This is a genomic window from Maribacter stanieri (genome assembly GCF_900112245.1).
Lineage (GTDB): Bacteria > Bacteroidota > Bacteroidia > Flavobacteriales > Flavobacteriaceae > Maribacter > Maribacter stanieri.
Genome location: NZ_FOYX01000001.1, coordinates 1,159,893 through 1,174,528, shown reverse-complemented (window position 1 = coordinate 1,174,528; position 14,636 = coordinate 1,159,893). Strand labels below are relative to the sequence as shown.

12 protein-coding genes and 1 pseudogene are annotated in these 14,636 nt (G+C 34.1%); 6 read left to right on the top strand and 7 right to left on the bottom strand.

Going from position 1 to position 14,636, the window contains the following annotated elements:
• Positions 1-16: 16 nt before the first annotated feature.
• The 5 genes and pseudogenes from BM296_RS05080 to BM296_RS05060 form a co-directional block, all read left to right on the top strand.
• The gene (locus BM296_RS05080) at positions 17-697 is read left to right on the top strand and encodes a DUF4386 domain-containing protein (RefSeq protein ID WP_091901905.1); all 681 of its coding nucleotides are present in this window, start codon (positions 17-19) and stop codon (positions 695-697) included.
• Positions 698-775: 78 nt separating this feature from the next.
• Positions 776-2,035 carry a serine hydrolase domain-containing protein gene (locus BM296_RS05075; protein ID WP_091901903.1) on the top strand — a complete coding sequence of 420 codons (1,260 nt, stop codon included), beginning with the start codon at positions 776-778 and terminating at the stop codon, positions 2,033-2,035.
• Between the two features lie 59 nt (positions 2,036-2,094).
• A complete protein-coding gene (locus BM296_RS05070; RefSeq protein ID WP_091901901.1) occupies positions 2,095-3,270 on the top strand; it encodes a serine hydrolase domain-containing protein in 1,176 nt (391 codons plus the stop codon).
• Positions 3,257-4,126 carry an SDR family oxidoreductase gene (locus BM296_RS05065; protein ID WP_091901900.1) on the top strand — a complete coding sequence of 290 codons (870 nt, stop codon included), beginning with the start codon at positions 3,257-3,259 and terminating at the stop codon, positions 4,124-4,126. Before BM296_RS05070 ends, BM296_RS05065 begins: the two co-directional genes overlap by 14 nt.
• Positions 4,127-4,157: 31 nt before the next feature.
• A pseudogene (locus BM296_RS05060) lies at positions 4,158-4,625 on the top strand (CatB-related O-acetyltransferase); the annotation flags it as partial.
• Positions 4,626-4,789: 164 nt separating this feature from the next.
• Here the strand turns inward: BM296_RS05060 and BM296_RS05055 are convergent.
• Complete coding sequence (locus BM296_RS05055; protein WP_218157862.1) at positions 4,790-5,362, bottom strand: RidA family protein; 573 nt, start codon at positions 5,360-5,362, stop codon at positions 4,790-4,792.
• A gap of 237 nt (positions 5,363-5,599) precedes the next feature.
• Here BM296_RS05055 and BM296_RS05050 point away from each other — a divergent pair, with 237 nt between their 5' ends.
• Positions 5,600-6,844 (top strand): MFS transporter, encoded by a 1,245-nt coding sequence (locus BM296_RS05050; RefSeq protein WP_091901894.1) that lies wholly within the window; start codon positions 5,600-5,602, stop codon positions 6,842-6,844.
• A gap of 70 nt (positions 6,845-6,914) precedes the next feature.
• Here the strand turns inward: BM296_RS05050 and scpA are convergent, their stop codons facing one another.
• The 6 genes from scpA to BM296_RS05020 all read right to left on the bottom strand — a co-directional run bounded on the left by scpA (position 6,915) and on the right by BM296_RS05020 (position 14,624).
• Positions 6,915-9,071: a methylmalonyl-CoA mutase gene (gene scpA / locus BM296_RS05045; protein WP_091901892.1), complete on the bottom strand. Its 2,157-nt coding sequence runs from the start codon at positions 9,069-9,071 to the stop codon at positions 6,915-6,917.
• Positions 9,064-10,437 (bottom strand): methylmalonyl-CoA mutase subunit beta, encoded by a 1,374-nt coding sequence (locus BM296_RS05040; protein WP_091901890.1) that lies wholly within the window; start codon positions 10,435-10,437, stop codon positions 9,064-9,066. Before BM296_RS05040 ends, scpA begins: the two co-directional genes overlap by 8 nt.
• A 109-nt stretch (positions 10,438-10,546) precedes the next feature.
• Complete coding sequence (locus tag BM296_RS05035) at positions 10,547-11,356, bottom strand: DUF6503 family protein (RefSeq protein WP_091902949.1); 810 nt, start codon at positions 11,354-11,356, stop codon at positions 10,547-10,549.
• Positions 11,357-11,634: 278 nt separating this feature from the next.
• On the bottom strand, positions 11,635-11,787 hold the full coding sequence (locus BM296_RS05030) for a YqaE/Pmp3 family membrane protein (RefSeq protein ID WP_027065257.1): 153 nt from the start codon (positions 11,785-11,787) through the stop codon (positions 11,635-11,637).
• A 108-nt stretch (positions 11,788-11,895) separates the two neighbouring features.
• Positions 11,896-12,312: a response regulator gene (locus BM296_RS05025; protein ID WP_027065258.1), complete on the bottom strand. Its 417-nt coding sequence runs from the start codon at positions 12,310-12,312 to the stop codon at positions 11,896-11,898.
• 8 nt (positions 12,313-12,320) lie between these two features.
• The gene (locus tag BM296_RS05020; protein WP_218157861.1) at positions 12,321-14,624 is read right to left on the bottom strand and encodes a PAS domain-containing sensor histidine kinase; all 2,304 of its coding nucleotides are present in this window, start codon (positions 14,622-14,624) and stop codon (positions 12,321-12,323) included.
• Positions 14,625-14,636 lie beyond the last annotated feature (12 nt).

Here is a 14,636-nt window from a genome sequence, read left to right as displayed (position 1 = left end):
CAAGGGTTTATTCATCATGAAATCAATCAAAAACACTGCTAAAATTGCGGGTGCACTATATCTGTTGGTCATCATATTTGGTGTATTTGCAGAAAAGTATGTTCGTGCAAGTCTTATAGATGTAGAAAACAACGAAAAAACGATCGCGAATATTCTTGAGCACGAGTTTTTATTTCGCTTAGGTTTTCTAAGTGATTTAGGTATGCAATTCGCTTACTTTTTACTTGCCATGTTTCTTTACCGTATCCTAAAGAACATCAATGATTGGGTAGCTAAAACCATGCTCTTAAGTGTATGTATTGCCGTAGCCATAATGTGTATTAATATGCTGAACCATTATGCGCCTTTGCTTTTGTTAAGTTCAACTATTAAGTCCACAGCTAATACCAACAACTTAATTATATTCTATGTACAAATGCATAACCATGGTTACCACATTGCGCAACTTTTCTTTGGCTTCTGTCTACTACCTTTAGGTTATTTAATACTGAAATACAAAGGCTTCCCAAAAATTATTGGATACCTACTTATGATAGGTTGTATAGGTTACCTATTAGATTTTACGCTCTACTTCTTATCACCTGTGGTAAATAAAAACCTTTCGGAGTATATAACCGCTCCCGCAGATTTAGGAGAAATCAGTCTGTGCATATACCTTCTGGTAATCGGAATTAAATTAAAAAGTACCGAATCATAAATCAGAACGATTGGTACGCCATAATACCAAACATTTGCATCAAATAATAATTAAAACATCAATCAAAAAAAAACAATTATGACAACATTATCAAGAATCATCGGAATATTACTTTTAGCCTTTATAGCGCTATTGACATCTTGTTCAAGCAACGACGACAACATTTCCACATTGCCAGAACCAGATGAAGCAATGACTAGTGCCGCATTAACCACCTATTTTACAACCCTGGCAGAAGACTCAGAAATACCTGGCTTTGCTGTAAGTATAGTAAAAGATGGAGCAATCGTATATCAAAATGCGGTAGGTTATGCGAATATTGAAAATGAGGTAGCATACACAAACCAAACTGTAAATTTCATAGCATCAATAAGCAAAACATTTGTTGGTGCTGCAACCGCAAAAGCTATTTCAGACGGGCATTTTACGTTAGACACTAATATTAATGAACTATTACCGGTACCTATTACCAATCCAAAACAACCTAATGCTGTGATTACAGTAAGGCATTTGGTTACACATACCTCTGGATTAATTGACAATGTAGAAAGTTATTTAGCTCACAACTATTATATTCTTCCGGGAGAGAATAGTTCAACCACAGGAGCAAACATCTTAAAAGATGCCACGGGATTAGAACAAAGAGCTGGTGAATCATTGGAAGATTTTTTAGCAAATTATTTTCTTGAAGATGGAGATTTATACAGTACCGCTAATTTTGCCAATGTAAAACCCGGAGAGGTTTGGAATTATTCTAACACCGGCACCGCATTAATGGGGTATATTATTGAAACCGTAACAGAACAGTCGTTTGATGATTATGTTAAGCAAACAATACTTGCTCCCCTTCAAATGAATGCGTCTACATTTAATATAGATGAAGTAAATACGAACGCAACTGCCACATGTTATTTAGAAAAAGGCATTCCATTACCCAAATATACCTTTGATTCTTACCCAGAAGGCGGTCTGTACACCAATAATGAAGACATAGGCAACTATTTATTGGAAATGAGCAATGGCTTAAGTGGTGATGCTACCACACTTTTTAATACATCTTTTTACAATATGCTTTTTAATTACCAATTAGCGGACGGTATAGTTCCTAGCAATTTTGCCGAAAACCACGGTTTGTTCTGGTATTCCCACAACAATCATTGGGCACATGGTGGAAATGACCCAGGTGTATCTACATACATAGAATTAGCTGAAGATGGCTCTTGGGGGTACTCCATGTTATCTAATATGGATGCTGTGTTTGGTTCTAACGAATCTAAATATTTACAGGTAAAAGAAAAGATAGAAGCAGGGATACAAGCCTATTTAGAAAGCAATTAATTAGTAAAAGGCTTAATAATTTCCTCATTATTAAGCCTTTTATCACAAAATGAAAAGTTATGAAAATTAGAATTTTATTCATAGTAGGGTTATTCATTTATGGATTAAACTATGGACAAAAAGCGGCACAGGTTAAAACGCAAGTAGACTCCATTTTTAATGCACAATTGCAGCAAGATTTGGTACACAACGCCTTTCTTACCGTTTATTCAGATAAATTAGAAATAGATTGGAATTATAGTAATGGAGCATTTAAATACGGCGAAAAAGTAACTAAAAACAACCCTTTTCATAGCACCAGCGTTGCCAAAACGTTTACTGCAGTCTTAATAATGCAATTGCAGGAAGATGGTAAGTTAGATTTAGATGACCCTATTGCCGAATATCTAGCGGGCGATATTATAAAAGCACTGCACGTGTATAACGGTAAAGATTATTCAAAGCAAATTCTGATAAAGGATCTGCTACAACACACTTCTGGACTACCAGATTATTTTATGGATACCCCAGAAACAGGTTCGCCTTTTATGGAGCAACTATTTACACATCCTGATAGGTTTTGGCAACCTAGAGAGCTAATAGATTTTTCAAAGTCCCAGCTACAAGCCCATTTTATACCTGGCACTGGTTACAACTATTGTGATACCGAGTATGTGTTATTAGGGATATTGATAGAAGAACTAACAGGTAAACAATATCATGAAGTTATTTCGGAAAAAATTTTTAATCCGTTAAAAATGGAACATTCCTATATGCCGTTACGGTCAAAACCGGCAAATACAACTACTGGAAAATTATCGGAATTTTATATTGATGACACTGATATAAGTTTATTTAAAAGCTTAAGTGCCGATTGGGCCGGCGGAGGATTGGCTACGACCTCAAAAGAATTACTTACGTTTTATCGCGCTTTACATAATGCTGAAATTATTTCTAAAAAAAGCTTTAAGTCAATGCAAAGTTGGACCGATGAATCTTATGGGTTGGAGTATGGATACGGACTCAGAAAATTTCAATTGAGAAAATTATATCAATATCTACCAAATTTAACGCTCATAGGTCATTCGGGTACTTCTGGTTCATTTATGTACTACTGTCCAGAATTAGACGTGTATTTAACTGGTACTTTTAACCAAACAGCCTATCAAAAAAAACATGTTGATTTTATGGTATCTGTTTTATCACAATTAAAAAATCTGTCCAAAGTAAAAAGCAAAAGAAATGGAAAAAGATGAGACCGTAATACTTGCAGGAGCTACTGGTTATTTAGGCGATTACATAGCCCAAGAACTTAACCAACGTGATATAAAGACCATAATTCTTGCAAGAAACACCAAAAAAGCGGCACATTTAGCCAATAGCCATACTAAAATTATAAAAGCAGAAGTAACCGATAGCGAAACTTTGCATGGGTATTTTGAAGGAGTAACCACAGTAATCTCAACTGTTGGCATTACACGCCAAAAAGATGGTTTAACGTATATGGATGTTGATTACCAAGCCAATAAAAACCTGCTACAAGAAGCTAAGAAAGCCGGCGTTAAAAAGTTCGTATATGTTTCTGTCCTAAACGGAAAACAACATAGAAATTTAAAAATTATTGAAGCTAAAGAGTTATTTGTAGATGAATTGATTGCTTCTGGTTTGGACTATACCATCATACGCCCAAACGGATTCTTTTCAGATATGAAAGACTTTTTAGATATGGCCAAGAAGGGAAAAGTGTATCTTTTTGGTAGCGGTAAGAAAAAAATAAATCCTATTCATGGAAAAGATTTAGCTATTGCTTGTGTAGACAGCATAAAGATATCTAACCAAGAAATTAATATTGGAGGTCCTGAAATTCTAACACATAATGAAATAGCAGAATTAGCGCTCTTAGCGTGTGGAAAACCAATTGATATTATTCACTTACCTCATTGGATAAGAACATCTATTTTAAAAATAGTACGAACATTCACCTCATCAAAAAACTACGGACCTATAGAGTTTTTCTTAACTTTAATGGCAGAAGATGCCGTTGCCCCAAGATATGGCAGTCAGCGGTTAGCAACATTTTTTCAGCATGAAATAGATGTCTTAAAACCATAAAAAACATTTGTACCAACTTTCAAAATCAATTATGAACATACCTGACAAAAACACTTTATTTCCGTTAGCAAATTATGATAGGTTATGTTTCTTAAAGAATATTATCAAAAACCCAAATATTTATGTTGGTGACTATACTTATTATGATAATTTTGAAGATGTAGCCAACTTTGAGAAAAATGTAAAATATCATTTTGATTTTATATGTGACCAACTTATAATTGGTAAGTTCTGTATGATTGCTTCAGGTGTTACTTTTATTATGAACGGAGCCAATCATTTGAGTAATTCAATTTCGGCGTATCCCTTTGCTATTTTTGGTAAAGATTGGCAACATGCCATGAACGGAAAAACGTACCCTACCAAAGGAAACACCGTAGTTGTCAATTATGTGTGGATCGGCTACAACGCCACCATTATGCCAGGAGTCACCATTGGTGATGGAACCATAATTGCCAGCAATGCAACAGTAACTAAAGATGTGCCCCCTTATACTATTGCAATATCACATAACGGTCGTTTAATCTAACCCTATTCATTCTCATTTAAACAGTAAAAACCGAGAGTTAACTCTCGGTTTTTTATATTATAATATGAAATTTTAGTCTTTTATAGCATTACTATTAAACTATATTATAATAAAAACAAGCTAAGCTAACTACTTTACTCATAGACCTCTACAATCATCTCAACCTCAACGGCCATATTTCCTGGCAATGAACCCATACCTACTGCAGCTCTTGCGTGTTTTCCACTTTCACCAAAAACCGCTACCATTAAATCTGAATATCCATTAACTACTTTAGAATGATCCGTAAAATCTGGTGAGGCATTGACCATGCCATGTACGCTTACAATCCTTTTTACTTTGTTAAGATTGCCAAGTTCTGCTTTCAAAACTGACAACTGATTAATACCAACCTCTCGAGCAGCTTGATAACCTTGATCAATAGTTAAGCTATCGCCCAGCTTCCCTATAATATTTTCACCATTAGCCTGTTTTGGACCCTTACCAGCTAAAAACAAAAGATTGCCTGTTCTTACCGCATGTACATAATTTGCTACAGGAATACCTTGATCTCTTAATATAATTCCTAAACTATCTAAAACAGCTTCAGGATTGTAATTTGTATCTACTTCGCTTGTAGGATTTTTTAAATCTTTGGTGGTTTTTTGATTTACATCGCCACAACTAAACATAAAAAAAGGCAAAAACATTAGAATAAAGTATTTCATAATTATAAATTTAAAGATGGAATTTAGACTTACAAGTTAGCTAATACTTCAGTATCAACACAATAAGGCAAAAACCATTAAATTCATATTGCATAAAAAACATGAAAAATTATATAAATACTATTTTTTGTGCATTCTGTCGCACTTAAGGTATCATTTTGCTAAAAAAGCATTGATATTATTTCATTTTCATTAGTTTAGCAAATTAACCAAAACAACAACTAAATCAATTTAAATATGGAAAGTTCTAACTCAACTTCTAAAGTAAATGCGAACAGGCTGTTTTACGCCAGTTGTTTCGCTTTAATTACCACGGCATTTTCATTTGCCATTGCAGCAGGTATTCTAGATCAACTTAAAACAGAACTAGAATTAAGTGCAAGTCAAGCCGGATTAATAACCTCTATGTGGTTTGCAGGTTTTCCAATAGCCATGGTTATTGGTGGTTTAATATATCACAAAGTAGGTGGTAAAGTAATTATGCAATTTGCTTTTTTCGCACATGCTATAGGTATTTTATTACTAATCTTTTCTGGAAGTTATACAGGTCTTTTGGTAGCCAACTTACTTATAGGTTTAGGTAATGGGTGTACTGAAGCTGCTTGTAACCCAATGATCGCAGATGCTTACAAGGGCAATAGAATGAGTACTATGCTAAACCGTTTTCACATGTGGTTTCCTGGTGGTATTGCGGTAGGTAGCTTGTTATCTGGCTTTATGACAGATTTTGGCATTATTGGTCAGAGTCAAGTATGGTTGTTATTAATACCAGCAGTTATATATGCTTATTTATTCTATGGTCAAACTTGGCCTAAAGCAAAAATTGAAGAAGCTGCCACAATTAGTGGAAACTTAAAAGGGATGCTTACTCCATTATTCTTATTTATAGCTATTTGTATGGCACTTACCGCGATATCTGAATTTGGACCTAACCAATGGGTAGGACTTATTCTTTCTAAAAGTGGTGCTGAACCAACTTTAATACTAGCATTGACCGCAGGTTTAATGGCTGTTGCAAGATTCTTTGGTGGTAGTATGGTAGCACAATTTAACCAAACCGGTGTACTTTTAGGTTCTGCCGTATTAGCCACTTTAGGTATCTATTTATTTAGTACACAAACGGGAGCAATGGCTTACGTTGCTGCTATTATTTTTGCACTTGGTGTTGCGTATTTCTGGCCAAATATGATTGGACTTGCAGCAACTAAAACTCCTAAAACAGGTGCACTAGGAATGTCTATTATTGGTGCAATTGGTATGTTCTCTACTTCAATTTTTCAACCGATTATTGGTGGATGGATCGATGCTGATAGAGCAGCGGCAGAAGCACAAGGTTTTACAGGTGATGAATTAGAACTAGTTTCTGGTCAAGAAACGTTAGGAACCATGGTTCTTTTTCCTGCCATATTAATAGTTCTTTTTACCATTCTATATTTCTGGTTAAAGAATAAAGAGAGTAATAATGAAGTTGCCGCAGCGTAACGTATTTCATTTATAAAAAAGCCCGAGCAAATATATGCTTGGGCTTTTTTATTTAAAATTGTATTGTTTATTATTCTAAAAGCAATTCTAATAATTGTATCGCTGCATCACTAATTTTAGTACCAGGACCAAATACAGCGGTAGCACCAGCTTCTTTTAGAAATTCATAATCTTGTTTTGGCACTACCCCGCCAACAATAACCATTATATCTTCGCGACCATAGCTTTTAAGCTCTTTAACTACTTCAGGTACTAGGGTTTTATGTCCGCCAGCAAGAGAAGAAATTCCTAATATATGCACGTCATTCTCTACCGCTTGTTTAGCAGTTTCTTTTGGTGTTTGAAAAAGTGGTCCTATATCTACATCGAACCCAAGATCCGCATAACCCGTAGCAACTACTTTTGCACCACGATCATGACCGTCTTGCCCCATTTTAGCAACCATAATACGAGGCCTACGACCATCTTGTTCTGCAAAACGATCTGCTAGTTCTTGTGCTTTTTTAAAACTCACATCTTCTTTGATTTCTCTTGAATACACTCCTGTAAATGAATTGATAATAGCTTTATGTCTGCCATAGGCTTCTTCTAAAGCACTACTGATTTCGCCTAACGTTGCTCTTTCCCTAGCTGCAGCTACTGCTAAAGCTAGCAAATTTTCTTCTGAATCTCTACCTGCCAATTTATTCTTGGCTGTATTGGTAAGCGCTTTTAGTTTTTCATTAACCGCTTCTGTATTTCTGAAAGCTTTTACATCATCTAATCGTTGTAATTGCTGCCTACGCACTTCTTTATTGTCGACCTCTAAAATTTGTAATTCATCCTCTTCGGTCAATTGATATTTATTAACCCCAACAATCACATCTTGTTGGCTATCTATTCTTGCTTGTTTTCTTGCCGCTGCTTCTTCTATCCTTGTTTTTGGTATTCCGGTTTCTATAGCCTTGGTCATACCACCAAGATTTTCAACCTCTTCCATTAACTCCCAAGCTTTATGTACCAGGTCGTGGGTAAGCTTTTCAACATAATAACTGCCTGCCCACGGGTCAACCGTTTTAGTGATATTGGTTTCGTGCTGCAAATACAATTGCGTCTCTCTTGCTATACGTGCAGAGAAGTCTGTTGGCAACGCAATGGCTTCATCTAGCGCATTGGTATGTAAGCTTTGCGTACCACCAAATACAGCCGCTGCAGCCTCTATTGTCGTTCTTGCTACATTGTTGAATGGATCTTGCTCTGTTAAGCTCCAACCACTGGTTTGGCAATGCGTTCTAAGCATTAATGATTTCTCGTTCTTCGGATTAAATTTCGCTACCACTTTTGCCCAAAGCATTCTTGCAGCGCGCATTTTAGCAATTTCCATAAAGTGATTCATTCCTATACCCCAGAAAAAAGAAAGCCGAGGTGCAAAATCATCAATTTGTAAGCCTGCTTTAATTCCTGTTCTAATATATTCGAGCCCGTCAGACAAGGTATATGCCAGTTCTAAATGAGCAGGAGCACCAGCTTCATGCATATGATAGCCAGAAATACTTATACTATTAAATTTAGGCATGTATTTACTGGTATACTCAAATATATCAGCCACTAGTTGCATAGAAGGTTTTGGCGGATAGATATACGTATTACGCACCATAAATTCCTTAAGAATATCATTCTGTATGGTTCCGGATAATTTATCTAGCGACACACCTTGCTCTTCTGCCGCGACAATATAAAACGCCATAATAGGAAGCACGGCACCGTTCATGGTCATAGAAACGGACATTTCATTTAATGGGATACCATCAAAAAGCACTTTCATGTCTTCCACGGTATCTATAGCAACACCAGCTTTACCAACATCACCAACTACACGTTCATGATCACTGTCATAACCTCTATGTGTAGGCAGATCAAATGCTACCGATAATCCTTTTTGACCAGCTTTTAAGTTCTTTCTATAAAAGGCATTACTTTCGGTGGCTGTGGAAAAACCTGCATATTGCCTAATTGTCCATGGTCGTTGTACATACATTGTTGCATACGGTCCACGTAGAAATGGTGGCATTCCCGCTGCAAAATTCAAATGCTCGGCATCCGAAATATCTTCCGCCGAATATCTGTTTTTAAGAGCTATTGTTTCGGCAGTTGTAAAAGTCGATGCTTCTGAGTTTTTTCTCTTAGTTTTTGAACTATTTAAATCGGTAGTATCTAAACAAATATGTTGCAAGTCTTTTCTACTCATGTGACAATCGATTTTGCTCTAATTCTTCTGCCAAACGTTTTTCTATTATTGGTGTAATCAATGTCTTTCGTGGATTTTTTTTCACAAATGGATACAATTCTAATTCTTGAGACATTTTATCATCAACATTTACGTATGCATTGGTACCAACTAAAACTGATTTTTTAGTGTTGAATCTATCTTGCTGTTTTCTAGCACTATCAGCAATTCTATTTTGAATTGTATGATTTTTTAATTGTTTAAGAAACCCTCCATCTTTTTCTATAGCTTTAAATAAAATCAAAGCTTTCTCCGCTAATTGATTCGTTAAAGTTTCAATGTAGTAACTGCCTTCCGCAGGATTTTCAACCTTATCGAAATAGCTTTCCTCTTTCAATAATATTAATTGATTTAAAGCAACACGTTCTGCAAAATCATTGTCTTTTTTATAAACAGAATTATAGTTCATATTAAAAACGGAATCAGACCCTCCTAATACTGCAGACATACATTCTGTAGTAGTTCTAAGCATATTTACGTTATAATCATATATCGTTTTATTACGTTTAGATGGTGCTGATGTAATATGACATGGAATTGAAATACCGTATGCTTCAACAAGAATTTTCCAGAGATTTCTAAGTGCTTTCAGTTTTGCTATCTCAAAAAAATAATTACCGCCAATTGCTACTTTAAACGTTATACTTTTAAGTTTATTAAGGTTCTCCTTTTCCTCTAATGTATTTAAATATTCATTGGCATGAGATATTGCGTATGCCAATTGTTGTACCATATCTGCGCCGGCATTTTCATAAAGACCAACATCTATACTTGTAATATTATCCGCATTTAATGCTAATAATTCATTATAAACCTTAAAATCTGAAGACAAAGATTCATACCAATTTCCTGTTCTTGCCAAATGGCCTATTGGGTCTACTTGAAATTTAATAGTATTAGAAAAGGGAATTGTATTAAGCACATTAGAAATAAAGCTATTAGACAAAAATTGCATATCTAAATACACTTTTATAGTATTTAAATCAATATTGTTCAAAATAATAGAAATATCTATATTCTCTGACGGAATTAAAAACCTTAACGCTTCTGCTCCTTTTCCAATACATTTCAGCGCTTTTTCATGAGCCATTATCACATTACCTGCATAAATAATCTGGCCTAATTTCCAAGAAGTAACAGTTGTGGGCTCACTAGTTATATGTTCTAAATCGTCTGCATGGTAAAAAGGTTTTACTTTTATACCTTCTGGGGAATTCCATACGACCTCTTCATTATAATCCTTTCCCTTTAAATCATATTGAATTTTTTGTTTCCACTCTTTTGCAGAAATGGCCCTAAAATTTTCGAACAAGGTTTCACCCTTCATATAAGACGGAGTTTAATTATAAAACTAGTTAGTTTGATAATCGTATTATACGCAAATCAAACACAGTCTTTCAAAGATACGATAAGTAAATTGTGTTCTACAAAGTAGATTATTCTACAGGCTCAGTGGCATTAAGGTTCCGCACGTTCTGTGTTTCAATTCTAGATAACTCTTTCAATTCACCCTTTTCAAATAAAGCTGGTAATTCATTTAAAGGTGTGCCAACAGGAGCTTCCCAGTTTATGTAATCTTGAAAACGGATACCATCAACAGTTCTAGGGTTATAAGCACTTCTAAATCGTACACCGCCCTCGTTAACACTGTAGCTATAGGCCAAGTAATTAATGTAATGTGATTTTTTATTTATCCAGTACATAAAAATATCATCGTGATCAGTGCCGCCACCTTCTTTACCAAAGGTTACACGAACCACATCATAATCCTCACCTTTAATAACGGTTTCACCAATTCCTTCTTTATGAACCGCCTTATCACTTAATTTATGTGGTAGAGTTGCGAAATATATAACCGAATTTAAAGCGTTGCTATATTTTGCGATATCCTTCTCTGATAGTTCTACCTGCTCTTCATTAACAGTTCTATTGAACTCCCCATTAAGAATATTATCTTCAATTTTATTCCCTAAACTATCTTTGAAATTAACTTGGTAAGCATAACCATTGGTATTATTGAACCTATACAATTTATCTCTAAAAACAAATTCATAATTAGCTGTATCATAAGAGGAACCACCATGCGCTATAATAGCATTTTTTACAATAGACTCCGTATTATTTTGATTAATCTCTTCTGTAGATTTCTCATTAACCATTGAATTCTTATCATTTTTCTTATGGTCTTTACAACTAACAATTGTAATAAAAACGATGCCGAAAACTATCTTAAAAAATTTGCTCATTTCTTTGAAATAAAAATTAAGGGTTGAATGATTAGAAGTTACTACAACCAAAATTAACGATTAAAAGAAAATAGTCGAATTAGTTGGTAACTACTAACGCTTCAAAGTTATATTTTAAATTAATGAGGTGGCAATTACCTATTCACAATAAATGTTAACATGAATAGCCGAACCATTATAAAATGTTTATCAAAAAAAAGAAGCCGAATAGCTATCAAGTCTTTGATGGCTTTTCGGCTTCTCTTGTAATACCTCTACTTGAGGTATAGATAACTACATTATTGATTTACGATAAAGGCATGAATTACACCCGGTAACCACGCTAATAAGGTTAAAACAATACTTATTAAAAGGGTAGTACCAACGCCATGTTTCATAAAAACAGCTAATGGTGGTAATAATATATTTAAGATTATAGTAAGTAATGACATATTTTATTTTTTTTGGTTCATTCAAAAGTACTTGAATTATGCACTTACGCTTAACTCAAATCATTTGAATGATAACCTTAAAAATAGCATTACCCTACTTTTAAAAACCTAATTCTTTCGGTCTTCAAGCAATTCTTCAATAATCGATTTTAACCTACTTAGACCTATTGGTTTAACTATGTAATCTGAAATTGCACTTATCTTTTTGGCTCTTTCAATATCTACTGGATCAAGAGAAGATGACACCATATAAATGGTAATTTTTTTACCAACCCTAGGTTTAATTTTCACGTATTCTTCCATGAATTGAAATCCGTCCATAACTGGCATGTCAATATCTAAGAAAATTACATCTGGAAATACAGAGTTTTGATCTAGGTTATCTAACATAAAGTCTATAGCCTCTTCCCCATCAGAAAAAGCCATGATTTCCATAGGTAATTTTGTCGATTCCAATGCTTTAACCATTGTAAAGCGATATATAGAATCGTCATCGACAATACAAGTTTTTAAAACGTCATTCATAAGCAAGCCTAATTAAATTTTATTATAAAGGTAGTACCTACATTAACCTCACTGGTAGCTGTAATAGTACCTCCCATTGACTCAATTTGTGTTTTTGTCAGAAATAAACCTACACCCTTTGCATCCGGATGCCTGTGAAAAACTTTATTAAGTCCAAAAAGTTTATGTCCATGTTTTTTTAAATCAATTCCAAGTCCATTATCCTTAAATATAATAATATTTCTACCATCTTTTATTTTAGCAGTTATCATTATCTCTGGAGTTCTATCCTCAGCCTTATATTTTATTGAATTTCCTATTAAATTGAGAAAAATACTTTCCAAATAAATTCTATTATAAATAATATATGAAAATTCTTTAAAGTCCCCATTAATAACCGCCCCTGATTTTAGAATTACACCGCTTAAAGTTTGGATTGTATTGTCAAGAATTTCGTTTAAATCAATTTGCTCTAGTTCTTCTTCCTTATCGCTTATTTTTGTTTTTAAAGCTTCTATTAATGTATTCAACGTAAGTGTAAGGCGATCAATTACGGTATCAAACTTTGAAAATATATCTAAACGTTCAGTTTCGTTTTCAGTTAATTTATATATCTCCATCAATGAATTTAAGTTAGCTACAGGAGCCCTTAGGTTATGGGAGGTTATATGTGTGAAATCTGCTAATTGCTTATTTTGATATGACAATTTTTGAGCAATAATTTCCAATTCTTCTTTAGCATCAATAAGCTTACGTTCTTCTTTTTTAGCTTCGGTAACATCTTGGCAAGTACCAAACATTTCGAACATTTTACCATTTATGTCCGTAATTACTTTTCCAGTTAAATGAATGGTTTTAACTATTCCGTTTCCGGTTATAATTTTATGGGTAAAACTGTAGAATTTTTTGTCATTAGCTGATTTATTAAAATATTCAGTAACCAAATCTTTATCATCTGGATGCACAAAATTGTAATATGTATCAAATTCTAGTTCTGTAACACTTTCTTCAAGTTCAAAAATCGTGTAAAGATTTTGTGACCATTCTACTTTATCTTTATCTGTATTCCATTGCCAATGCCCAATTAAACTAAGCTTCTCAGCTAAATTTAAAAGATCGTTTTTCTTTTTCAGTTCGTTTTTTACATTCTTTATTTTAGAAATATCTGTAATAACAGAAATAAAGCCACCATTAATACCTTCAACACTATTTACCGCTGTAATTGTAGTTAACGTTGGAAAAGTAGAACCATCTTTGCGTCGAAAAGTCCACTCCCTAGTGTCGTTAATATTCTCATTTCTATAATCATAATCGGGACCAACTGAGGATATATCTCCTCTAAATCTCTTTATGATATCCTTTCTAAAATCTTCAACTTCTTGTGTAAAAAGAAATTCTTGTGTTTTTTTTACACCAACAACTTCCTCTGCTTTATAACCTAAAAGTTCTTCGGCCCCTTTGTTAAAACGATTAACTAAACCAATCTCATTAGTAGAAATAACTGCTGCAGATTCTGAGTAAAAAATAGCTTCCAATTCTGCATGTGCAATATTCAATTTTTGCTCTGAAAGCCTTGATGAAGTAACATCTTGAGTTATTCCAAAAATTTTTGTGGGAATATTGTTGGTAAGCTCTACTTTTCCTATAATTTTTATCCAACGACTATTACCCTTCGCTGTCTTGAGTTTTAAATTTAAATTAACAGAACTACCTTTTTCTTTAGCTTGTTCAAGAGACTGTAGAATGCTATTACGACTTGCTTCATCTTCAAAAAATGTTAATCCCGAAGCTATTGTTGGCTCATATTCTGGTGGAACCTCATGAATTTCATACACCATACTACTCCAGGTCACTTTTTCCAGAATAAGGTCAATTTCCCAAGTACCAATACGTGCAATTTCACTAGTATCACTCAAGATCGACTTAAACCTTTTTTCTTTTAATTCATTTTCTTTACGGACTGTAATATCACCTGTATGCATTAACAAACCGCCTACCTCACCATTTTGTTTATACCACGGACGAACATCCCAATATATCCATTGCAAAGAGCCATCTTTTCGGTAAAAAGGTGCCTCATCACAAATATCAATGGCACCGTTAAGACATTCTTTATGTTTCTCTTTCCAATCATCTCCTATTTCAGGAAAAATATCATAATGAGATCTTCCTACAATACCCTCATCCTCTAATTTAAAATCTTTTATCCACCTTTTAGAAGCTGCTAGGTACACCATATTAACATCTAACATAGCTATAGCTGTAGGTGTTTGTTCTATAAATATTTGATGGTGCTTTTCTTGAAGCATTATATTAGAATGAGATTGACCCAATTTTTATGTTTT

What these genes read in the sequence shown, in the direction of transcription:
- BM296_RS05025 (WP_027065258.1), bottom strand. Translation starts at nt 12,312, where the DNA reads ATGAATGACGTTTTAAAAACTTGTATTGTCGATGACGATTCTATATAT.
- BM296_RS05035 (WP_091902949.1), bottom strand. Translation starts at nt 11,356, where the DNA reads ATGAGCAAATTTTTTAAGATAGTTTTCGGCATCGTTTTTATTACAATT.
- BM296_RS05080 (WP_091901905.1), top strand. Translation starts at nt 17, where the DNA reads ATGAAATCAATCAAAAACACTGCTAAAATTGCGGGTGCACTATATCTG.
- BM296_RS05065 (WP_091901900.1), top strand. Translation starts at nt 3,257, where the DNA reads ATGGAAAAAGATGAGACCGTAATACTTGCAGGAGCTACTGGTTATTTA.
- BM296_RS05055 (WP_218157862.1), bottom strand. Translation starts at nt 5,362, where the DNA reads ATGAAATACTTTATTCTAATGTTTTTGCCTTTTTTTATGTTTAGTTGT.
- BM296_RS05070 (WP_091901901.1), top strand. Translation starts at nt 2,095, where the DNA reads ATGAAAATTAGAATTTTATTCATAGTAGGGTTATTCATTTATGGATTA.
- BM296_RS05075 (WP_091901903.1), top strand. Translation starts at nt 776, where the DNA reads ATGACAACATTATCAAGAATCATCGGAATATTACTTTTAGCCTTTATA.
- scpA (WP_091901892.1), bottom strand. Translation starts at nt 9,071, where the DNA reads ATGAGTAGAAAAGACTTGCAACATATTTGTTTAGATACTACCGATTTA.
- BM296_RS05030 (WP_027065257.1), bottom strand. Translation starts at nt 11,787, where the DNA reads ATGTCATTACTTACTATAATCTTAAATATATTATTACCACCATTAGCT.
- BM296_RS05040 (WP_091901890.1), bottom strand. Translation starts at nt 10,437, where the DNA reads ATGAAGGGTGAAACCTTGTTCGAAAATTTTAGGGCCATTTCTGCAAAA.
- BM296_RS05050 (WP_091901894.1), top strand. Translation starts at nt 5,600, where the DNA reads ATGGAAAGTTCTAACTCAACTTCTAAAGTAAATGCGAACAGGCTGTTT.